Raw genomic sequence first — 20,941 nt, 5'->3', positions numbered from 1 at the left:
TGATTACGCCCCCGAACTGTCGTCGTTCTCCGCGACGGCGGCCAGTTGGTCGGCCAGTGACCCACTGCCCATCGAGAGGTCTAGCCGCTCGGCCTGCTCACTGACGTAATCGCGCATCGCCGGATATCCTTCCAGAGCGTCGGCTTCGTCCCTGACGCTGGTGACGAACTGTCGTACCGTCTTCGGCTGGTGGTCCTCCAGACGGCCAAGCAGGTACGCTGTGTCCGGCGTGACTGGCTCTCTGGAGTCGTCTATCACGCTTCTGATGAGGTCGCGTTGCAGGTCGGTACCCAGAACACGGTCGGCAATCTCGGCTGGCGTGTACCCGATAGAGGCGTCACCAAGCTGGTCGTAATCGATGTTCGCGTCGCCGTTTGCCGCTTCGAGACTAGCGAGTTCCTTCTCCCAGACCTGGCTCATCACGGCCTGGCCCGGCTGAGGGATGAACTGCTGAAGCGGGAACCGGCGGCTCGCTGCCGGGTCAATGGTAAACGGCATGTTCGTCGCACCGATGACCAGCAGGTTGTCCTCCATCTTGTCGGTCCCCATCTCTTGGAGGAATGCATTGGTCAAGGAGCGTTCGTGGCGCTGGAGATTATCGTCACTCCGGTCTGGAATGAGCGTCTCTATCTCGTCGAAAAAGAGAACGGCGAATCCGTCTTGTGCGACCCGATGAGCCTCCTCAAAGACGGCTTCGACACGACGCTCAGCTTCACCTGGATACCGTGAGAGAATGTCGCCGCCTTTCACCGGGAGGAACTTCACGTCGCCGTACTCCTCCTCGATGTTCGTGTTGTTGGCCGCTTCGTATGCGATAGCCTCCGAGACGAGCGTCTTCCCACAGCCCGGCGGACCATACAGGAGCATACTACCGCCGCGTGACGCGAAACTCTCGCCGTAACGGTCGCTCACCGCCTGCTTTGTCTCAGGATCGAACAGCGCCAGCAGCATCCTAGCAGTCTCTTTAACCTCTTCAAGACCCGCTACGTCGTCCTCGAAGCTAACCGTCGGTTTCTCTGGCGAGACATCGATATCTACATCCATTTCTCCGGCATCACCGCTCCCGGACTGTTCGTCGCGACCCCTGTCACTACTTTTCTGTCGCTCATAGGCCTCCCGATCAAGGAACGTCAGTTCCGTCTCCGGGGTCACGCGGACGGTGCTGTATCGGGCGGGACTCACGGATGCGACATCGACACTGACGAAGCCATTGGACGTGCTGATGACTTCCTCTATGGAGTGGAGCAGGTAGTTGTTCTCCCGCATAAACGATTCAACCTGCTCTCGGGTAGCAGATCCCTGGATGTACAGTTCGGCCTCAGCGCAGTCGGGAACCTTGTTCACCGAGACACCGGTGTCGACGATGAACGTCGACGGGTCGGCGATCTGGTCGCCAGGTCCGAACAATTCGGCGACGTTCTCATGGAGGCGTGCCTTGTTCTTGTTGCCTGAGAGATAGTCGTCGACAGGCTTAGCATAGAAGTAAACGCTCGTGCCGCTGCTCTCTATCTTTACCAGCGTCGTTGAGTTTCCGATAATAGTCTTACCGATCTTGACGTACGCTGTGGGCTGTTCCGTCTCGATTATTGGGGTAAGATTTGTTCGTGTCATTGATGTTGTAGGCTATTAGTTGTCCAGTCAAGAAGACTGTCAAGGGATTCGTCGTTGGTGGTCGTGAAGTGCGTGTACAGGTCTGACCGCGCTATTGCCCGTGAGAGCAAGTCCGTGAGCGCTACCAACCATTCGTCGACAGAGCGCCAGCGGGCGACTATTGCAGCGTCATCGGCGAGGCCGTCGGCTATTAACCGCGAGACGATACGATTGACCTGGTTCGACGCCTCGGTGGCCCGTGCGAGCGTGAATCCGACGACAACCTGCCAGTTCCGGTAGTCAGGATCGACACCGAGTGGAACAGTGACAGTCTCGCCGACGGTTCGGAGACGCTCGCTTTTGAGGACCGAGTCGGGGTCGTGGCCCGCCGCGGAAAGCGAGTCCCGGATGGCCTCTATCGAGACGGTTTCGTCGTAGCGACAGCGAAGTATGGTGAACACAGGGTCAGTGTCGATGGCACTGACAACCAAGCTCCGTTGCAGTTCCGCGTACGGGAACGCACCCTGTAGCTGTGACGCAAGGTCAAGCAGCGTCGACCGAATGTGGGTCACCTCCGCCCAGCACTGAGGGTTATCGGCGAGTTTCGGTGCTGCAAGGACGCGCTCGACGGCGTGGTGAATCTCGCGACACCCGACGACAAGCGAACACGCTAGCATCGATTAGCGCCCCCAGTGTGCCCGACCGCCGCATCGTAGGTCCCGGAATCGGGCATCGTCAGTCCTGATCCATCACCATGTCGTCGGTTGTGTCGCCGAGATCATCGTCGACCGTCTCATTGGCAACTTCAGTCATGGTGTCGGTTGAGTTCAGCGCGTCGCTGACCGCGTCTTTGAGGTCTTCACTGTCCATCTGATCCACCTCTTCGGAGACGCTGGAGGTGTTCGACAGGGCAGTTATCATGTCGGCCATGTTGTTTGCAAGATCAATAGCGTCGTCGGGGAATACCTGTTTGCTAAGCGCCCAACGCCGGACTTGGTCCAGCTTTTCTTCGTAGGTCCCCTTGGCGGCTTCAAGTCGGTCGATGTTCCGGACGAGTTGATTGATTCCCTGTTCGACGGCGCCGAGATTCTCCTGTTCGACTTCGTGGAGTTTCTTGTAGTAGACGAAGTCTTCCTTGAGTTGTTCGTATCGGCCCCGGTCACTTTCGTCGAGATCAGCCGGGTCGGGAATGCCCGATCCGCTCCCCAGCGTTCGGAGCTCCTGTCCCCGCTCTTTCATCAGGCGTTCGGCTTCACTGGGTTCGTTCTTGACCTCCGAAGTGCGGTCTTGCAGCCGCTCTTTTGCCTGTTCGAACTCGGAGAGGGTCCCGTCCATGCGGTCTATACAGGCGTCTATCGCGGCGGCCCAGCTGAGGATACGGTATTCGGCGCTGCCGTTAATATCCGCTTCCTCATCAGCGAGTGCGTTCGGGTCTGACAGTAGTATCACATCGCCGTCGTCGATGGTTATCGCACCTTCCTCAGCGTCGAAGTAGTCGAGTAGGGCGTGTGCTATCTCCTCGTTCTCAGCGAACGACTCACCTCCACTGGTTCTCTTAGTGAGGTTCTTGACTGCTTTGTCACGGCTGATAGATCCTTTCCCTTCTTGGAGGTTCATCTCCCCCATCAGGTCGTTCTGGATTATCGCACCGACGACCGTCTCCCACTTGCCCTTCTCACCGGGTTCGGCATCGAACCACCCGGTCTCGATTCGGACATCGTCGAAGTTCTGTTTCTGCGATCTGGCGATAATGTACTCGCCGTCGGACATCTCCCGCGGTTCACTGAATTCGGTGTATATCTGTGTCATTGGTGTATTCAGGCTCGTTCGCTGCTCCACTCGATATCGACCAGTTTGTCGAACCGGTCGGTGATTGCGTCGCGAAGGAATGACTGGGTCGTTTCTGTCTTGCCGACGTCTAACTCCTCGATCATCGGATGGCCGACTTCCCGGTAGTCTTCGGCCTTAGTCAGGGTTTCATCACTGTCGATGACACGGTCGAAGATCATCTGCGCGTGAGTGTCGACGAACTCGTCAAAGCCGTCGGCGTCGTTCGTACCGGACTGCATAAGAACCATCACCGTACCGTGTCCAGCGCGTTCTGTTTCGAGACCGAGCTCGGGCCTAAGCGTATCCTTCGTTGCCTGAATGACGTCGTCACGCAGTTCTGGCGCCGTACGGAGGAGGTCGACATCGTCGTTGATATTGTTCACAACGATCTGATCGAGTTCAGATTGCGGGATGACGTACCCGGCTTCCTCGAACTCCGTCTCAACGCGTTCAGTCATCCGGTGAGCCAACTCCGCGCAGTAGTCGTCGATCGCGTTCTTGACAAGATACTCGCCGTCGAGGTCAGCGATGAAGTCGTTCTTCTCTAGGAACCGAATGACGTCGTTCGTGGCGGCAACATCTACGACGGTCTCCAGATCAGTGTGTGAGATTGTCCCGTGCTTTGCTTCCTCCTGCAATCGGGAATCAACGCTTGCGTCGCCGGATGTTTCGTCTTTCAGCCGCGGCCCGCTGACAAAGTAGTCGCGGTCACCTGCAGCGATACGCTGGACGTAATTCTCGCGTTTGAGTTCGTCGGTGAAAAAACCCACATCGGTCGGAGCGATGTCGAACCGCGACTCGATTGTCTGGGTGTTCACTACCAGATCGTAGGTAAAGATACTCTTGAGTTCGTCGCTAACACGACTGCCTTCGCGCGTTTCGAACGGATCGTAGTAGTAGACACCGCTCCGACGGCGTTCGAACGGTGAGATATCGTCCTCCGCGATATCCTGTAGTGTCCCCTCAATATCAGACAGCGACAGGCTTCCGGCTTTTGTCAACCCCGTCTCGGAACTTTCGTACTCTGTTTGTATCTGGTCTTTGTGATCGTTTACGTACAGGAACCCGAAGTTGTCGAGCGCAATGTCCCGACATATATCCTGTAGCGCTTCCTCATCGACGGGACGTATCATATACGAAAATGTACGGCTCGGTTAGTAAATGTTGTCCTGAAAATTTCCCCTCAGGGCACTGTCTTGTCGGATGTTGTCTGTTTCCGATGAATCGCTCATTCAGTGTTTAGGTGGGACAGGTGGTTTCACACACCTCCACCATCAACAACAGTTGACCTATCATTCCCAAGATTGTACGAGCGAAAATAGTTGTACAGCCAGAATTAGCGTCGAACCACCCTTGAATAATAAACGAGATGACATATTATAATAGTAGTACAGATATTATTTCACGCCCATAACTACGCAGTTGCGCGCTGCTGAGACCTATTTGGACCGCAGTGTGGATGCCTGATTTTCTGGAGCCTCGAGACGCCCATTGCAATTCTAATCCCGAGACACGAACGTAGACTGACCTTTCCGAATCATGTATGATAGAAATGAAACCCAACGCCCCAGATCAGCATCAACACCGCCGAAATGAGAAGCATTCCACTGATTTGATTCGGAAGAGCGACCCCAGTGATGCGGGTAAACACGTTGCCAGCTACGTGTGATAACTCACGGAATGACGGGAGAAACGCAGTAACGTGCTCCACTAACAGTGCTCCCGCGACAAGCGATATCAGGTGCCCTCCCACATGTGAGCCGCTTGATTTTGTTGGCACACGTGAATGACTATCACAATCGGACAAAAATGTTAGCGGTACCTCCTCCACTAGTCGCTCGATCGGTCGTCCCTCTTACATTATGTCCCTATGCATATTTTAATATGAAATGGATGGTTATAATATTAAATAAACCTCATACCTTTGCGAACATATCTATCCAGACCCATTCGACGCTAATTCTCTATAAATACCTTGTAGACTGTACCATCTGTCCCTTTAATATACCCAAGCGCGACATCATGGGAACGAGATATGGCTATCATCGATGGTTCAGTATCGGGCTATAGCAACAATTGAAACGGTTCACACACTGATCGCACTGATATCGTGCGATCAGGTGTGCATCGATTTTCAATGGCTACTATTGGATCTGCTGAAATGTGGGTAGTGAGGGAGAGAATTACCAGTAGCGGACGCCAGAGATCGCCTGTCCCAGCGGAGGTAACGACTAGATAGATACCGTTGCGACTTCGTGGGCCTGTGAGCCTGCCGCCGAATTGTGTAAAAACTGTGCGGCGCTGTATCCTTCCCTGCTCGCGCCTCCTATCCGGTCGGTGCTCGCTGAAGAAGGGGCTTAGCGCCTCAATTCAGCTAACCACAATCGGTTATTCACTGCTAGAGAACTGGCTCCTGAAACCGCTGGAAAACGATAGTAGCACGGCCTGCCGAGCTTGTCCCGATCTGCCCGTTGGTTGCTCGGCGATAGCAGTACTGTCGACTATATAGCGAACATATAAAATACCTATACGACGACAGCCGACCGTTCGGTCGAGTACTCCGTGTCTGACACTGAGACGAGCCAGCCACAGATCGAGCAGGCGCTCGCTGTCGTTCAGCGGGAGGTCGACTGTATAGAGGCTGAACTGTCGGCTTTCAGTCGCTTTCGGTCTAAGCTCGTGTCCATCGAACCGACGGTGCAATCCGCGGGCATCGCCGACACCGCAGCGGGCGGGGTGTCGGCACTCAGTGCCCGGCGGCCGAAACCAGAGGCGAGCCTGCGTGCCGTCCGGGAAGCCTACCGAGAGACGGTCATGGCTGTGCCACACTTCGAGGCCGAGTACGACGACTCGCTGGAGGCGAACATGTCGATGGAGTTCGGGCCGGAACTCGGCACGCAGATCGCCACGGGAACGCGCCTGACCCCGCAGTTGTACGAGGCACTCCTGACCGCGAGCGAGGGAGCACGCGACGAGCGCGAGACGTTGCTCCCGGCACTTGAAGACGAGCGAGAGTCGTTACAGTCTGTGCGAGCGACACTCGACGACTGTGAACGCCGCGGGGCCGCACTCGGTGCGAACGCACGCCGAACGACTGATCCGGCACGACTCGACAGCATCGACGCGCAGCTCGCCGAAATCGAAGCCGACTGTGAGGCGGCCGCGGCGACCCGCCAGCAGCAACTCCACAACCGGTCGGCCGCCGCCCTCTCCGGTGTTGACGGAACCAGTCTCGCTCGGTATCTCTACGGCGACTGTCCAGTGACGTGTCCGGCGCTCGCTGACACTGTCGACTGTCTCGACACGATCAGGCGGCATCGTCGTCACTGCATCGTTTCGACGAGTTAAGGCGACAAGGCAGCTGTCTATCGTTCTGCGTTTTGCGGATTCGTCAGGACTGCGGTCGCGGCGCAGCCTTCTGGAGCGCGCTCTCGGCGATGTTACCGCCGTAGTCAGCGGTCCGGGACAGGGAATCGACGATGAGGCCCAGTACCTGTGCGCTCTGTGGGTCGAACTCGCGGATCTGCCCGTCGACCTCACGGGCAGTCTCGTCGACACCGGGGATCTGGCTCCGGGCCTCGTTTGCCAACTCGACGGCTTCATCGGAGTCCTCGGTCAACAGGGCGTCCATCGCAGTCTCTGGGACGGCAATCGCCTCTGCTTCCAGCTGATCGAGCAGGTCGGCGGTTTCCCCGGTGATCTCCCCGATTTCCTGGGAGAGGCTGGCGATCTTGGTCGCGTGGTCGGCGATACGCTCTAGCTGGCGGGCACTAGACTGGAAGTCGAAGACGGTCTCGCGCGGGAACCCGATCTCGTTCGCTGCCGTTGGGTTTCGGAGGACGGTTCGGAACACGCGCGAAACCATGTACCAGAGGCGGTCCACGTCGTCGTCGCGTTGCATCACATCTGCCGCAAGGTCGTCGTCGTCTTCGATAAGTGCCTCGACAGCGTCGGAGAGCATCGTCAGCGAGACCAGCCGCATTCGCGTGATCGCGTTGTGGACCGACAGTTCCGACGAATCGAGCAGGTCCTGCAGGACGACCCGGTTGGTTGTCTCCTCGATCATCTCTAAACCGACCAGTCCCTGGGTCGCATCGCGGATGATGCGACGCTGCTCGGCCGTTATCCGAGTCGCTTCGAGTTGGATGATGTCGAAGCCGCTGACGTACATCGTCATCACCGCCCGCGTGAGTTCGTGCCTGTTTTCGAGTCCATCCACGTCGAGACTCCCCTCCACGCGGCCGTTGTCCCGCTGTGGAGCGAGCAACAGCAGGTCCCGTTCGGCGTGGAATTCGACGACGCTGCCCGCGCTCACGTCGTTTTCTGTCGCCCATTCCTTGGGTAGGGAGACGGTGTACGTCGATCCGCCTGTCACCTGGACCTTGCGTGTCTCCATGTGACTGGCACTCGTTCACGAGATGATATAAATCCACTCATATCTATATACTATATCCGAGATCTAATATTTGGGGACATATCCACCGGCTAAACGTCGAATCTGCGGCAATATTTACTGGCATGAGCAATTCAACGGGCTGAAAATGCTACTTCCGGGCGCTCGCCCATATACGCCGTATTCGGGTCTCTAGTGGCCTGAGGAAGTAAAAGTCCAGATATGATTATGCTTGTTTGTGGGTTTTTAACACATCAATTCTATATAGTAGTATAGTGCACAATATATCCATCATAGTAGACTACTCATTATCTGTCTCGTCAGGTTTGTGTTCGTGCGGGTGTACGTGGCGTGCAATCGACCGGACCGCTCGTCGAAGGAAATCAAAGCCCCACCCTCCACGAGCGAGGCCATCAGGTTGAGCGAAGTGTAGGGCAGTTGGCGCACAGTTAGGCGGCCCACTCCGGGCGAGTGACGCTCGTATTCCTGACTGTGCGGGTCCGGTGTCGAATTTCCACGCGGACCTGCTCGCTGCGAATGGTTGTGTCGTACCGAACCTGAACTGACCGAATTAGACCTGTCTCTATCACGACCACTTGCGCGGTGACGTTCCACGCCTCGCTCACGGTGAGGGGGATCACTGTTGCCGGGAGGGTCGACAGTTCCATCGGCCGGAGCACAGCGCCGTCAGTGGTCGGTTCAACCGTTCGGAGATAGGTTGACGGCAGTATTAGATATTGCACCGGAATTCGCGTCGGAATACACCACAGAATAGCGTACGCCGGTAGTAGCTGATGAGCGCGTCGGCGCTCGAAACAGTCACGTCGTGCGGTCGGCCGGGCGAAGGTCGTCGAGTTCCGACTGAACGGCGGCCCAGTCGACGGGTGGTTGCCAGTCCGATAGCATCTGTTCCACCGCATCGACGGACGCCCCGTGACGGTCTCGCCACGTTGGCTGGCCGGCTCGTTCTAGGCTCGAAGCCATATCGGTCACCCGCTCGTCGAGCGTGTCGATGCGTTCCGCGACAGCGTCCCAGTCGGGATCTCCGTCGGTCGCAACTGGCCACGACCGGAGTGTGTCCAGTTCGGCTCGAAGATCCCTGACAAAGAGGGCGAGCGACGCGCGCTGTATCGCTGTATCGGCCCAAGCTGCCGCATCGCCGTCCACCATGACATCCTCGACCGAATCCTCAAGTGCGTCGACTGCTGCCGCGAGGTCGTCCACGTCTGCGTGTACCCCGGCAGCGCGTTCGTCTTCGTCAGTCACCCACGTCTCGAACTCCTCAAGAGCGACCTGAACCTCGTCGGCACGCCCCTGAACCGACGAGGCGTCCTCATACACGTCCCGCATCTCCCGGACCGCGGTGTAGGTGACTCCCGTGTCGCGGCCGGTGATCGCTCCGAGTGCCGCCTGGACGGTTTCGAGGTCTGCCGTCGCTGCATCGACCTCTGCCGCCAGGTCGTCCAATCGTGCCTGGACGACAGCCAGGTCGGCGACCGGTTCGGCCGCCGCTCGTGCGTCCTCCAGGGCCGAAACGGCCAGCTCAGTCCGTGTCTCAGCCGTCGAGAGGACCTTCGCTGTCTCGCTGAGTGCCGCTTCGAAGGCATCGACGGTGATGACTCCATCCTCGGCGACGCGGCTCAGCGTTGCCCTCGCCGTCTCACGGGCAACGTCCTCCGCGGCCACCACGTCGTCGACTGCCGTCTCCAACTGTCGGTCAGCCAGGTTGCGGTCCCCGTCTGCTCGGCTCATGAGCGATCGGTCGCGTCGGAGCGGTATCATCTTTTCCGTCGTTCAATATATAGAAATAATAGCAGTATATTTCCTCACATAGACACTGTATCCATACCCATTGATATTGGGGGGTAGAGGGGGTAACAGGCCAGTATTATAAATCGCTTTAGTTATCCCATCTCCCCTTTCAGTTGATGACGTCAGACAGAGAACGGTCGAAACGGGTGTCACGTCGCAAATTCCTTCTCACATCGGGTGCGGTCGGGGCAGCCGGTCTAGCCGGCTGTGGTGGTCAGTCCAGCTCGGACGGGGGCTCCGATGGAAGCAGCGGTGGCGATGAGACCAGCGACGGTTCTTCGGACATGACCAGTGACGGTTCCTCGGACGAGACCAGCGACGACTCGGGCGGAGGCAACTCGACCGAACTGCTTGACGCCGAGGGTTCCTCGACGGTGTACCCCATCGCGAACAAGGGGAGCTCATACTGGAACTCCAACGCGCCGCCGAGTGACGGCGAATACTGGGGCGAGAACGACGAAGGCAGCGTCCCTGGCTGGGACGAGATCGACACCGACATGCTGCTGGCCGACTACTTCGCCAGCCAGTTCGGCTTCGAGCCCACGGAGCAACGCTCGGAAGCTCCGTTCCAGACCACAGTCGGCCTGAGCCACTCCGGGACCGGCTGTGAGGCCGTCGTCGACGGGCTCGTCGACATCGGTAACTCTTCCGGCCCCATCACCGCGGAGCTGGGATGGAGCGAGGAGAAGCGCGACAACACGGTCGTCGATAACGTCGTCGGTCGTGACGGTCAGCCGGTCGTCGTCAGCAAAGACGTCTCCGACGAAGGCATCGATCAGCTGACAGGCGACCAGATTCGTGCGATATATCAGGGCGAGGTCGACAACTGGAGCGACCTCGACGGAGTCAGCTACGACCAAGAGATCTACGTCATCGGTCGCGCCGAGGGCTCCGGGACGGACACCTCCTTCCGCCTGAACATGCTTGGTGACGCGAACGCGTCGATGGAAGTCGACACCCGCCAGGGCCAGAACCAGCAGGTCGCCCAGCTGGTCTCCCAGAACGACGGCGCCATCGCCTACATGGCGCTGGCGTTCACCAGCGACCAAGTCCTTCCCATCGCCATCGACTTCGAGGGGACGGTCTACGAGCCTGACCGTGACGCCGAACACACGATCTACGACAGCGACTACCCGCTTAATCGGGACCTCCACATGTACACGCTCATCGAGGAGGGCAACCCCAACGGCGGGGGCCGCGACCGGCGTGAGGCCGCCTTCATCAACATGTTCCTGACGGAGTTCGGCCAGACGCTCTTCGTCGAGGACAACAATTACATCCCACTGCCGACCTCCGATCTCGAGGAGATGCAGGAAGCGGTCAACCAAGTCAAGCCCTGACGCTGTCGACTCCGTCTTCGCTTAATGAAATCTTCACGTTCTCATACTGTCAAATCTTAAACTATTACACTTCCCCACATGACTGAAACTACAAACGAGCCGGGGACCGGCACGGGACAACGCAGGATACGGCAGGCAAGACGGTTCGTCGACCGCACCGAGACCGGGGCACTGGTGACTGTCTCGGTGATGTCGGTGGCCTTGCTGGCTGCGCTGGCAGGGTTCCTCGCCGTCTCCTCGCTGACGATAGCCCCGTTCGCGCTGTTTTTGATCACTGCCGGCTATGGCTGGCTGCGGCATCAAGAACTGACCGCACGAGCGTTGACGCTGGCGATGACTGCCTCGACGCTCCTGATACTCGGCCTCATCATCGTGTTCATTTTCCAGGCTTCTGTGCCGGTACTCAGCTACGAGAGCATGCGGGTGTTCGGCGTCGAGGTGCCCGGCCTCCGGATGTTCCTCGAGACGCGGTGGGACGCCGTGAGCGATCCAGTCAGGTATTCGATGGTCCCGATGATCCACGGGACGCTCGTTGTGACGGTCATCGCAACCGTGGTGGCGGCCCCGCTCGGCGTCGCCGCCGCCCTGTTTCTCTCGGAGATCGCTCCGCCGGCGGTCCGTGATATCGTCAAACCCGGCGTCGAGATCCTCGCTGGCATCCCCTCCATCATCTACGGATTCATCGGGTTCACGCTGTTGAGTCCCTGGGCCAGCAGGCAGTTCCAAACCACCGGTCAGGGAACGTACCTGTTTGTCGGTATCGTCGTCGGCCTCATGGCGCTGCCGACGGTGGTTTCGGTCGCCGAAGACGCGCTGAGCAGCGTGCCCGAGTCGATGAAGAGCGGGTCGCTGGCCGTCGGGACGACCGACTGGCAGACGATGACCTCGATCACACTCCCCGCGGCGTTCTCGGGCGTCTCCGCCGCGGTGATACTCGGCGTCGGCCGGGCCATCGGGGAGACGATGGCTGCGACGGTGATGCTCCGGGGTGTCCCGCGGCTCACTGACCCGCTTATCAACGTCTTCTACGGGCAGGAGACGCTCACGTCGCTCATCGCCCGCAACTACGGGGAGGCCGACGGCCTCCAGATGGACGCGCTGTTCGTCGCCGGAACCATTCTTTTTGTCACAGTCCTGATCATCTCTATTGGGTCCCAGTATATTGAGTGGCGGATGCGAAAGAAGCTTGGGGGTGAGGTCTAATGGCGAGCGCGACCGAGTCAGACCTGATCAGCGGCAGGACGGACTCCACCGAGGCCGTCGCTGGGATCGCCGTGGGTCTGGCCGCCCTCCTGTTTGCGCTCTCGCTGGCCACATTCTTCGACGTGGTGTCGGTCACCGGCACCCTCGTGGGAGTTCCGGTCGTTCCGCTGGTCGGTGGCCTGCTAATCCTCCTCGGCGGCGCGATCATCACGTTCGGAATCGGGTCCTACCTCGGCTACGTGGAAACGACACCCAGCCCGACCGCCGGTCTCGTCGCAGCCGTCGCCGCGGCCGTCCCGTGGTTCGTCGCCGGCATCAGCGTCGGGTCGATCATGCTCGGATTCGGTTCTACGGGCGGTGTGGTTTTCGGCCTTGTCACCGGCGCAGTCGCGTTCGCGGCCACCGCGTTCCCCCGCGAGGACCTCGGATCGACGCTCCCGATCGGCGCACTCTCGATACTGGCCGGGCTGGTCCTCCTCAGCGGCATCATCGGGCCGGAGTGGGTCTGGGACCTCGGCTGGGAGCAACAGGCGTCGCTTACGGCCGGGTTTGTCGTCCCGGCGTTGACGCTCGTAACGTCACTGTACGTCGGGTGGGCTGCCGCGAAGGCCTACGGCGGGTTCGGGGCCCGCGGCCGCCACGTCGGCGCGTACGCCCTCGTCTACGTGAACGCGCTATCCATCGTTGCGGTACTCGTCATTCTGCTGGCGTTCACCGTCTTCCGGGGCATCCCGGGGCTGCTCACCGGGGCCGAGGTGGGTCTGGGTGTCGGCCCTGAAATCGGCCTCGGTATCCATTTGCCGGTGTCGCTGCCGTTCGTGATGCATGGTGTTGACCTGCTGAACGACTACCAGGGCGTCTTGCCTGCCATCGTCGGGACGTTCTGGCTGGTGATCGGTGCCGTCCTGTTCGCGGTGCCGCTCGGGATCGGCGCCGCCATCTTCCTCACGGAGTACGCCGAGCGCGGACGGTTCACCCAGGCCGTCGAGGTGGCCACCAACGGCCTCTGGAGCACGCCCAGCATCGTCTTCGGCCTGTTCGGCTTCGCCTTCCTCATCCCCCGCTTTGGCAACGGGAAGTCGTTGCTGTCGGGGATGCTCACGCTCGGGTTCATGCTGTTGCCGCTGGTGCTCATTACGAGCCGCGAGGCCATGCTGTCGGTCCCCGACGAGTACCGCGACGCAAGTGCCGCCCTCGGGGTCACCAAGTGGCAAACCATCCGCAGCGTCGTCCTGCCTGCGGCCCTCCCGGGCGTCATCACGGGGGTCATCCTCGGTGTCGGTCGCATCGCCGGCGAGACGGCACCTATCCTGCTGACGATGGCCGGTGGCACCTTCACCTCCGGCGGCCAAACAGTCGATGTCATCGGTGGCTTCCAGTTTACGGCGACGCCCCCGTTCGTCGCCAATCCGGAACTCCTCCAGGCGACCACGGCGTTGCCCTACCAGCTGTTCGCGCTCATCACCGCTGGCGTGGGGTTGGGTGATAACGTCGCGAACCCGAACGACTTCCGCTGGGCGACGGCGCTGATCCTCCTCGTCGTCGTCCTGTCGTTCTACGCTATCGGTATCGGGGCGCGCTACTACTTCCGACGGAAACTCCAGTACGAGTGATCATGAGCGAAACCACACATTCAGAGAGAACCGATACAGACAGCACGATAGAAACGACCGCGGGCGAGACCATAGAACAGGTCCAAGAGTCTTGGACTGACTACAAGTTCCAGGGAGAGGCCAAGCTCACCAGCGAGGGCCTCGATGTCTACTACGGCGACGACCACGCCCTCAAGGACGTCACCATCGAGATCCCCGAAAAGAGCGTTACGGCGCTCATTGGCCCCTCCGGGTGTGGGAAGTCGACGTTCCTGCGCTCGCTCAACCGGATGAACGACCGCATCCGCTCGGCGCGGGTTGACGGGTCGGTTCAGTTCGACGGCAAGGAGATCTATCAAGAGGGAATCGATCTGGTCGAACTTCGCAAGCGCGTCGGCATGGTGTTCCAGTCACCGAACCCCTTCCCCAAGTCCATCCACGAGAACATCACCTACGGTCCACGCAAGCACGGCGATATCGAGACGGGTCTGCTCGCGCGCCTGCTCGGCCGTGATGACCGGGACGAGGCCGAAGAGCTGGTCGAGCAGTCCCTGCGCCAGGCCGCGCTCTGGGACGAGGTCGCCGACCGTCTTGACGACAACGCCCTCGGTCTCTCCGGCGGGCAACAACAGCGGCTCTGTATCGCCCGGTGCCTGTCAGTCGACCCCGAGGTCATCCTGATGGACGAGCCGGCGTCGGCGCTGGACCCCATCGCCACCTCGAAGATCGAGGACCTCATTCACGATCTGGCCGAGGACTACACTGTCGTCATCGTCACTCACAATATGCAACAGGCGGCCCGTATTTCCGATCAGACCGCCGTGTTCCTCACCGGCGGCAAGCTCGTCGAGTACGACGACACGGACAAGATCTTCGAGAATCCGGAGAGCCAGCGCGTCGAGGACTACATCACCGGCAAGTTCGGGTGACCTATGTCACGCGAGTCGTACCAGCAACAACTGGACGAACTTCGGAAGGACGTGGTCGCGATGGGCGAACTCGTCGTCGAGCGTCTCGATGCAGCGCTTACCGCGCTCCGGTCCGCCGATGAAGACCTGGCGCAGTCGGTCATCAACGGCGACGACGAGGTCAACGAACTGTATCTGGCCCTCGAAGCCGACTGTATTGACCTGTTTGCCCTCCAGCAACCGGTCGCGACGGACCTCCGATTCGTCGCGGCCTCGTTCAAGATTATCACCGATCTCGAACGCGTCGCGGACCTCGCGACGAACCTCGCCGAGTACGCCCTGTCGGCCGACCGTCGACTCGCCCCGGATGTCGATGTCGACACGATCGGCCGCGAAGCCACCGAGATGGTCGAGCGAAGTATCGACGCCTACCGGCGGGAAGCTGTCGAGGAGTGCCGTGCTATCGCTGCTGACGACGATGCGCTCGACACGCTCTGTCAGCGGGCCAGCGAAACCGTCGCCCGGGACCTCATCGAACGAGAGGCCGACGGCGACGACGGCTGGGCGGTCGAGCAGCTGCTCGACGACGTGTCCCGACTCCTGTTGACGGTCCGGGACCTCGAACGAGTCGGTGACCACGCTGTCAACATCGCGGCACGCACCCTGTATATGGTCGAAACTGATTCGGAACTCATCTATTAACCATGGAAACCCGAAAGGTACAGACCGTCGGCGGCGGCACGTACACCGTTTCGCTACCGAAAGCGTGGGCCGAATCGGAGAACTGTACGGCCGGGACGACGGTGAACCTCCACACACACATCGACGGGCTGCTGGTGATTCAGACCCCGGAGTCCCGGACCGCACCGCGGAACCACGTCACACTGGAAGCCGGAAACGACGACCCGGCGGAGATAGAACAGCTGCTTCGGGCCGCTTACGCCGCCGGGGTCGAGTCCGTCGTCCTCGAAGCTCCCGACAGCTTCACTGACAAACAACACCGAGCGATCGAACGCGTCACTCGAAACTTGACCGGCGTGACTGTCGCCGAGGAGACCGAATCACAGGTGACGGTCCAGACGCTGCTCGACGCCAGAGAGGTGTCGGTCAGACAGTCGGTCCGCCAGCTCCAGTTCGTCGCGCTGTCGATGCACCGGGACGCGATGGCTGCGCTCACGACCGGGACGACCGGCGATCGCTGGGCCGACCGGGACGACCAGGCCGACCGGCTGTACGCCATGATCGACCGCTATTTCGAGCGGAGTCTGGGTCGCCTCGACGAGATCGACGCACTCGGCCTGACGCGCCCGGAACTGTTCACTCTCTGGGGGACTGCGAACGACCTCGAACGCGTGGCCGATCACGCAGAACGCATCGGAACGGTCGCCGACCAACTCAACGGCCAGCCCGACGGACCCATTGTCACGGCCCTCGCTGACATTGCACAGGATATCCACACCATCGTCGAAGACGCAGTCAGCGTCATCATCGGCGACGCCTGCGTCGACACCGCCCGACAGACACTGGCCACGCGCCGGGATGTCCGAGAGCGGATAACCAGCCTCGACCGACAACTGTTCGAGGCCGGTGACGCCGACTACCGGCTCACGCGCGCTCTCGATAGCCTCGCCAGAACGGCGGAACACGGCGGTAACATCGCCGAGTTCGGCCTTCGGATGGCCGTCCGCGACGGCGCGCTCACGGCTGACAAAGCCGACACTGACGAGGCAAACACGCCGAGTTCGACAGCCGAAACGGAGTCCTGACGAACGCACAGCACACAAGGGCCATCGGTTCCGAGACCCGCTATGGTCGACTGGGACGTGTACCTCGTCACGCAGGCGTCGCTCTCGGCGGATCGGACAACCGACGAAATCGTCGCGGAGGCGATCGACGGCGGCGTCGGCGTCGTCCAGCTTCGCGAAAAGGATCGGACCGCACGCGAACGCTACGAACTCGGTCTGGAACTGCGGGAACTGACCCGCGAGGCCGGCGTCACGTTCGTCGTCAACGACCGCGTGGACATCGCCCAGGCACTCGACGCCGACGGGGTCCACCTCGGCGACGACGACCTTCCAGTTCCCGTCGCGCGGGAGCTTCTGGGAGACGACGCGCTCATCGGGCGCTCGGTCTCGACCGTCGAAGACGCTCGGGAAGCGGCGGCGGCCGGTGCGGACTACCTCGGTGTCGGCGCGGTGTTTGCCACTGGCTCGAAAGACGATATCGACGACGACGAGTACGCCGTTGGCACCGACCGCGTCGCTGCTATCGCCGAGGCAGTAGACATCCCCTTTGTCGGCATCGGTGGCATCACGGCCGAGAACGCCGCCGAAGTCGTCGAAGCCGGAGCCGACGGTGTGGCTGTTATCACAGCAATTACGCGGGCTGACGACCCGGCGGCGGCGGCTGAAGCATTGCAACACGCAGTCGAACGCAGTCAGTAGCCCCGGCAGCCGTCGACGACTTGCATTCCAACGTTCCTGTGGGAGGGCAACGCGACGACTCCCGAGACAGTACGGCAGTCAGCCCACGATGAAGTCGGGTGCAACGACGGACACAACGACGAGACAGAGGAGCACAAGAATCGCGACGGAGCGAAGGACACCAGCCGTTTGCCGCCGCCGCTCCGGCAGTGCTTCGGCGATGCCGGCTATTCCGGTCCCGAGTACCATGACGAGCAGCCAACCACCGGAAGACCCACCGACAACCCGGCCATAGATATACAGACCGGCGAAAATGAGCGTGCCGGCGGCGTGGACGAGTGAAATTGGGCGTCCGGACGGTTCGCTGAAGATCGTCTCACTAATACTGGAGGGCATCGCCGACATATTATCACCGAGAAATGATAAGCTCACTGGCACATGGTTGAGAGACCCGAGCTGGTCTCAGTAGTGAGCGATCTGCTTCACTGTCGGTGAGTGTCTGACCCGCTGTGTGACACTCGCAGCGGGAGGCTACCGACTGTTCACTCGATGCCCATAGCCCGCTGATTACGACGCCCTCCGGCTACGCCGACTGCTGCAGTTTCTCGCGCAACTGTCGCTCGTCGACGTGGTATTTGAACGCCGGCGAATCATCGACGAGGACATACGGGACGCGCTCGCCGTACTCCTCGCGGAGGTCGGGGTCTTCGTCGACGTCGACGAGGTCCAGCGCGATGGCGGCCCCCTCGTCGTCGGCGACTCGCTCGATTGTCTCGATGGCTTCCTCACAGAGATGGCAGTTCTCGCGCGTGTAGACGGTGATCGACACGTCGCTCATCACTGGAACACGGGGGCGACGGCATAAGACTCTCACTCTCCCGCCGGCGATGGGTTTCAGTGTCTCGCGCCCGTACCTGTGCCAATGACAGGCTGGACTATCGAAGACATGCCTCCGCTGACGGACCGGACCGTGGTTGTGACTGGCGCGAACAGCGGGCTGGGACTCGAAGGCTCGAAAGCGTTCGCTCGCAGGGGCGCAACGGTGGTGATGGCCTGCCGGAGCGTCGAACGCGGTGAGTCGGCCGCTGCGGAGATCCGCGAGGCCGTTCCGAACGCGACGCTCGATGTCCGGGAGTGTGACTTGGCCGACCTGTCGAACATCGCGTCGTTCGCCGACGCCCTCCGGGACGACTACGACGCCGTCGACATTCTCTGTAACAACGCCGGCGTCATGGCGATTCCCCGGAGCGAGACGGTCGACGGCTTCGAGACGCAGTTCGGCGTCAACCATCTGGGCCACTTCGCCCTGACCGGGCACCTGCTGGACCTGCTCGGGGCCGCCGATGGCCAATCCCGAATCGTCACGCAGTCCAGCGGTGCACACGAGATGGGCGAGATCGACTTCGACGACCTCCAGCGCGAGCGCTCCTATGGGAAGTGGTCGGCGTATGGCCAGAGCAAGCTCGCCAATCTGCTCTTTGCCTACGAACTGCAGCGCCGGCTTGGCAACCACGGCTGGGACGACGTGCTAAGCGTCGCCTGCCACCCCGGCTACGCCGATACCGATCTCCAGTTCCGCGGACCGCGAGAGATGGGGTCGACGCTGCGAACCGCGGCCATGGGCGTTGCCAACGCCGTGCTCGCCCAGTCCGCCGAACAGGGCGCGCTGCCGATGCTGTACGCCGCCACCGCCGAGGATGTCATCGGCGGGGAGTACGTCGGGCCCGGCGGACTGTTCGACATGCGTGGCCCGCCCGAGTTCCAGCAGTCCAACGACGCCTCGCGTGACGAGGAGACCGCCGAGCAGCTCTGGGAAGTCTCGACTGACCTCACCGGCGTCGAGTACGACTTCGGGAGCACCTGAGAACAGCCGACAGCGCTGCTGCGACGCGAGCGGGACCGGCAATCCCCACTTTTTCACCGGCGGAACGTGAACTTCGCCGGCACATGCAACCAGTCGAAATCGCGGTCAGGCTGCTTGCAGGACTCGCCCTGATCCTCGCGAACGGCTTCTTCGTCGCCATCGAGTTCGCGCTGACGAGAGCCAGACAGTACACCGAATCGGAGTTCGACGAGCCCGGCCTCCGGCGCGCCTGGGAGATGACCGACGATCTGGAGATCTATCTCACCAGTTGTCAGGTCGGCATCACCGCCTCCAGTATCGCAGTCGGTATCATCGCAGAGCCGGCGCTTGCAGCCATCTTCGAGCCGTATTTCGAGTCGTCGGTCCTGGCCGGTGTCGGCGTCGGCGGCGCTATTGCCTTCCTCCTCATCAACCTCGTCCACCTGACTCACGGCGAGCAGACGCCGACGTATCTCGGCGTCGAGCGCGCGAAGTTCGTCTGCCGATACGGTGCGACACCGCTGTACTATTTTGCCAGGCTCATCTCGCCGATTATCGCCGTCGGTGACGGGGTGGCCAAGTGGACGCTGGGACTGTTCGGCGTCGAAATGTCCGGCGCGTGGCTCGAAGCCGAAGTCGATAGCATCGAGTCCCGCGGGGAACTGCGAAACGAACTCGGCTCCGTTCTGGACCGCGGCGACGTATCGGATGAGCGCCGCGAGGAGGTTCTCTCTGCGTTCCGCGTCGGCGACCGCGAAGTCGGCGACGTGATGATTCTCCGGGAAGACATCGTCGCGCTGTCGCCCACCAACGACGACGCGACCAACGCCGAACGGATCGCCGAGACACCCCACACCCGGTATCCACTCGTCGGCGAGACGCTCGAAGACTTCCTCGGTATCGTCTACATCCCCGCGCTCGTTGACGAGCGTGAGGAGCAGGCCGGCGACGGTGGTCTGCTTGACCGTATCGACCTCGAAGCCGTCGCCTCGCCGCCGATGACGATGTCGCCGGCTACGACCGTCAGCGACGCCATCGACCAGTTTCAGGCCGAGCGTCAGGAACTCGCCTTCGTGCTCGAAGACGGCGAGGTCGTCGGGCTTGTGACGGTCACGGACCTGCTCGAAGAGGTCGTCGGCGACATTCAGGACCCGATGGACGCCGAAGCCGGCGTCGCCTAACGCTGAAAGCATTTACCGGTCGGCCGGCAACCGACGACTATGCCCTCCCGCCGGACCATCCTCGGCACCGTTGCCTGTACGCTCGTTACCGGCTGTTCCGGACTCAGCGCCCCGTCATCGCAGGAAGCCACGACGACAGCGACGCCAGCCCCAGTAGTGCTGTCACCGGTCGACGCCGCAGCAGTGCCCCACACGGCGACCGTCGGTATCTTTTCGGAGACGGTCGAGGAACTCAAAACGGCTACCCGCGATACGTCGGCAGACGTGACCGACCATAGGTGGGCGTATGTGCTTCATCAGTTCGACTGCTTCGCGTTCGACGGGACGACGTACACGGTCGTCGAGCGGACCAGCGGGTCCGTCGGGTATGTCAAAGAGTACAGCGTGAGCGAAGTCGACGACCCCGGGAACGAGTCAACGGTTCGCGTGGCCGACCTTCCGGGCAGCCACCGGCGCGCCGCTGTCGACGCGATTGCAGCGGGAAAGCACCGCTATGACTCCGATAAGGGCGGCTTCGAGCCAAACAGCTCGGTGTACGCCTACAACGGGTCGTACTACGTGTTCTCGCTGGAGGTCACCGCCGACAAGCCCACCGTAGTCAGGTATTCGGTCGAACCGACGGACGGCGACCGATGTGTAACGCTCGAACCGCTGTCACTCGACGCCGCCCAAGTTGAGGCACTCGACGCGACCCTCCAGCCGGATGCGGCGTCGACTGTCACTGATGACCCAGCTCAGACACTCGCAGCGTCGGATGCGGGATTTGTCATCCGGGACGGCACCTGCTACGAACTGTCCCCTCCGAACGACGGGACGGCGACCTGAA

19 protein-coding genes are annotated in these 20,941 nt (G+C 60.9%); 11 read left to right on the top strand and 8 right to left on the bottom strand.

Going from position 1 to position 20,941, the window contains the following annotated elements:
- Positions 1-3 precede the first annotated feature (3 nt).
- From ACYJ11_RS04090 to ACYJ11_RS04075, 4 genes are read right to left on the bottom strand one after another with little or no spacing between them, the layout of a single operon-like run.
- Positions 4-1,611, bottom strand: coding sequence for an AAA family ATPase (locus ACYJ11_RS04090; RefSeq protein ID WP_461646824.1), 1,608 nt, complete (start codon positions 1,609-1,611; stop codon positions 4-6).
- Positions 1,608-2,267: a hypothetical protein gene (locus tag ACYJ11_RS04085; protein WP_461646823.1), complete on the bottom strand. Its 660-nt coding sequence runs from the start codon at positions 2,265-2,267 to the stop codon at positions 1,608-1,610. The genes ACYJ11_RS04090 and ACYJ11_RS04085 overlap by 4 nt, the downstream gene beginning before the upstream one ends.
- Positions 2,268-2,325: 58 nt before the next feature.
- Positions 2,326-3,399, bottom strand: coding sequence for a hypothetical protein (locus tag ACYJ11_RS04080; RefSeq protein WP_461646822.1), 1,074 nt, complete (start codon positions 3,397-3,399; stop codon positions 2,326-2,328).
- A gap of 8 nt (positions 3,400-3,407) precedes the next feature.
- Positions 3,408-4,553: a hypothetical protein gene (locus tag ACYJ11_RS04075; RefSeq protein ID WP_461646821.1), complete on the bottom strand. Its 1,146-nt coding sequence runs from the start codon at positions 4,551-4,553 to the stop codon at positions 3,408-3,410.
- A gap of 1,429 nt (positions 4,554-5,982) precedes the next feature.
- Between ACYJ11_RS04075 and ACYJ11_RS04070 the strand changes: the two genes are divergently transcribed.
- On the top strand, positions 5,983-6,768 hold the full coding sequence (locus ACYJ11_RS04070) for a DUF7260 family protein (RefSeq protein ID WP_461646820.1): 786 nt from the start codon (positions 5,983-5,985) through the stop codon (positions 6,766-6,768).
- A 43-nt stretch (positions 6,769-6,811) separates the two neighbouring features.
- On the opposite strand, the gene ACYJ11_RS04065 is transcribed toward ACYJ11_RS04070, so the two are convergent.
- Both ACYJ11_RS04065 and ACYJ11_RS04060 read right to left on the bottom strand, forming a co-directional pair.
- Positions 6,812-7,816, bottom strand: coding sequence for a PhoU domain-containing protein (locus ACYJ11_RS04065; RefSeq protein ID WP_461646819.1), 1,005 nt, complete (start codon positions 7,814-7,816; stop codon positions 6,812-6,814).
- A gap of 816 nt (positions 7,817-8,632) precedes the next feature.
- A complete protein-coding gene (locus ACYJ11_RS04060; protein ID WP_461646818.1) occupies positions 8,633-9,565 on the bottom strand; it encodes a hypothetical protein in 933 nt (310 codons plus the stop codon).
- Between the two features lie 176 nt (positions 9,566-9,741).
- Between ACYJ11_RS04060 and ACYJ11_RS04055 the strand changes: the two genes are divergently transcribed.
- The 7 genes from ACYJ11_RS04055 (at position 9,742) to thiE (ending at position 17,112) form a co-directional block, all read left to right on the top strand.
- Complete coding sequence (locus tag ACYJ11_RS04055; RefSeq protein ID WP_461646817.1) at positions 9,742-10,965, top strand: PstS family phosphate ABC transporter substrate-binding protein; 1,224 nt, start codon at positions 9,742-9,744, stop codon at positions 10,963-10,965.
- A 78-nt stretch (positions 10,966-11,043) separates the two neighbouring features.
- Entirely contained in the window at positions 11,044-12,168 is a 1,125-nt protein-coding gene (gene pstC / locus ACYJ11_RS04050) for a phosphate ABC transporter permease subunit PstC (RefSeq protein ID WP_461646816.1), read from the top strand.
- Positions 12,168-13,781: a phosphate ABC transporter permease PstA gene (pstA, locus tag ACYJ11_RS04045; RefSeq protein WP_461646815.1), complete on the top strand. Its 1,614-nt coding sequence runs from the start codon at positions 12,168-12,170 to the stop codon at positions 13,779-13,781. The genes pstC and pstA overlap by 1 nt, the downstream gene beginning before the upstream one ends.
- Positions 13,782-13,783: 2 nt before the next feature.
- A complete protein-coding gene (pstB, locus tag ACYJ11_RS04040; protein ID WP_461646814.1) occupies positions 13,784-14,689 on the top strand; it encodes a phosphate ABC transporter ATP-binding protein PstB in 906 nt (301 codons plus the stop codon).
- Between the two features lie 3 nt (positions 14,690-14,692).
- Positions 14,693-15,370, top strand: coding sequence for a phosphate signaling complex protein PhoU (gene phoU, locus ACYJ11_RS04035; RefSeq protein ID WP_461646813.1), 678 nt, complete (start codon positions 14,693-14,695; stop codon positions 15,368-15,370).
- A gap of 2 nt (positions 15,371-15,372) precedes the next feature.
- A complete protein-coding gene (locus ACYJ11_RS04030; protein ID WP_461646812.1) occupies positions 15,373-16,434 on the top strand; it encodes a PhoU domain-containing protein in 1,062 nt (353 codons plus the stop codon).
- 42 nt (positions 16,435-16,476) lie between these two features.
- A complete protein-coding gene (gene thiE, locus ACYJ11_RS04025) occupies positions 16,477-17,112 on the top strand; it encodes a thiamine phosphate synthase (protein ID WP_005537432.1) in 636 nt (211 codons plus the stop codon).
- A gap of 78 nt (positions 17,113-17,190) precedes the next feature.
- Here the strand turns inward: thiE and ACYJ11_RS04020 are convergent, their stop codons facing one another.
- Both ACYJ11_RS04020 and ACYJ11_RS04015 read right to left on the bottom strand, forming a co-directional pair.
- A complete protein-coding gene (locus ACYJ11_RS04020) occupies positions 17,191-17,487 on the bottom strand; it encodes a hypothetical protein (protein ID WP_461646811.1) in 297 nt (98 codons plus the stop codon).
- A 187-nt stretch (positions 17,488-17,674) separates the two neighbouring features.
- Positions 17,675-17,929: a glutaredoxin family protein gene (locus ACYJ11_RS04015; protein ID WP_461646810.1), complete on the bottom strand. Its 255-nt coding sequence runs from the start codon at positions 17,927-17,929 to the stop codon at positions 17,675-17,677.
- Between the two features lie 84 nt (positions 17,930-18,013).
- Here ACYJ11_RS04015 and ACYJ11_RS04010 point away from each other — a divergent pair, with 84 nt between their 5' ends.
- From ACYJ11_RS04010 to ACYJ11_RS04000, 3 genes are all read left to right on the top strand, one after another.
- On the top strand, positions 18,014-18,955 hold the full coding sequence (locus ACYJ11_RS04010) for an oxidoreductase (RefSeq protein WP_461646809.1): 942 nt from the start codon (positions 18,014-18,016) through the stop codon (positions 18,953-18,955).
- An 83-nt stretch (positions 18,956-19,038) separates the two neighbouring features.
- On the top strand, positions 19,039-20,115 hold the full coding sequence (locus ACYJ11_RS04005) for a CNNM domain-containing protein (RefSeq protein ID WP_461646808.1): 1,077 nt from the start codon (positions 19,039-19,041) through the stop codon (positions 20,113-20,115).
- A 39-nt stretch (positions 20,116-20,154) separates the two neighbouring features.
- A complete protein-coding gene (locus ACYJ11_RS04000; protein WP_461646807.1) occupies positions 20,155-20,940 on the top strand; it encodes a hypothetical protein in 786 nt (261 codons plus the stop codon).
- Position 20,941 lies beyond the last annotated feature (1 nt).

This window comes from Haloarcula sp. H-GB5 (assembly GCF_054850705.1).
The sequence above is the reverse complement of the archived record's forward strand: the minus strand, read 5'-3'. Positions and strand labels throughout refer to the sequence as shown.

Coding starts and splice junctions, on each gene's coding strand:
- ACYJ11_RS04020 (WP_461646811.1), bottom strand. CDS start 17,487: ATGCCCTCCAGTATTAGTGAGACGATCTTCAGCGAACCGTCCGGACGC.
- ACYJ11_RS04010 (WP_461646809.1), top strand. CDS start 18,014: ATGACAGGCTGGACTATCGAAGACATGCCTCCGCTGACGGACCGGACC.
- ACYJ11_RS04015 (WP_461646810.1), bottom strand. CDS start 17,929: ATGAGCGACGTGTCGATCACCGTCTACACGCGCGAGAACTGCCATCTC.
- ACYJ11_RS04065 (WP_461646819.1), bottom strand. CDS start 7,816: ATGGAGACACGCAAGGTCCAGGTGACAGGCGGATCGACGTACACCGTC.
- pstA (WP_461646815.1), top strand. CDS start 12,168: ATGGCGAGCGCGACCGAGTCAGACCTGATCAGCGGCAGGACGGACTCC.
- ACYJ11_RS04085 (WP_461646823.1), bottom strand. CDS start 2,267: ATGCTAGCGTGTTCGCTTGTCGTCGGGTGTCGCGAGATTCACCACGCC.
- ACYJ11_RS04055 (WP_461646817.1), top strand. CDS start 9,742: ATGACGTCAGACAGAGAACGGTCGAAACGGGTGTCACGTCGCAAATTC.
- ACYJ11_RS04090 (WP_461646824.1), bottom strand. CDS start 1,611: ATGACACGAACAAATCTTACCCCAATAATCGAGACGGAACAGCCCACA.
- phoU (WP_461646813.1), top strand. CDS start 14,693: ATGTCACGCGAGTCGTACCAGCAACAACTGGACGAACTTCGGAAGGAC.
- pstC (WP_461646816.1), top strand. CDS start 11,044: ATGACTGAAACTACAAACGAGCCGGGGACCGGCACGGGACAACGCAGG.
- ACYJ11_RS04060 (WP_461646818.1), bottom strand. CDS start 9,565: ATGAGCCGAGCAGACGGGGACCGCAACCTGGCTGACCGACAGTTGGAG.
- ACYJ11_RS04005 (WP_461646808.1), top strand. CDS start 19,039: ATGCAACCAGTCGAAATCGCGGTCAGGCTGCTTGCAGGACTCGCCCTG.
- ACYJ11_RS04075 (WP_461646821.1), bottom strand. CDS start 4,553: ATGATACGTCCCGTCGATGAGGAAGCGCTACAGGATATATGTCGGGAC.
- pstB (WP_461646814.1), top strand. CDS start 13,784: ATGAGCGAAACCACACATTCAGAGAGAACCGATACAGACAGCACGATA.
- ACYJ11_RS04000 (WP_461646807.1), top strand. CDS start 20,155: ATGCCCTCCCGCCGGACCATCCTCGGCACCGTTGCCTGTACGCTCGTT.
- thiE (WP_005537432.1), top strand. CDS start 16,477: ATGGTCGACTGGGACGTGTACCTCGTCACGCAGGCGTCGCTCTCGGCG.
- ACYJ11_RS04030 (WP_461646812.1), top strand. CDS start 15,373: ATGGAAACCCGAAAGGTACAGACCGTCGGCGGCGGCACGTACACCGTT.
- ACYJ11_RS04080 (WP_461646822.1), bottom strand. CDS start 3,399: ATGACACAGATATACACCGAATTCAGTGAACCGCGGGAGATGTCCGAC.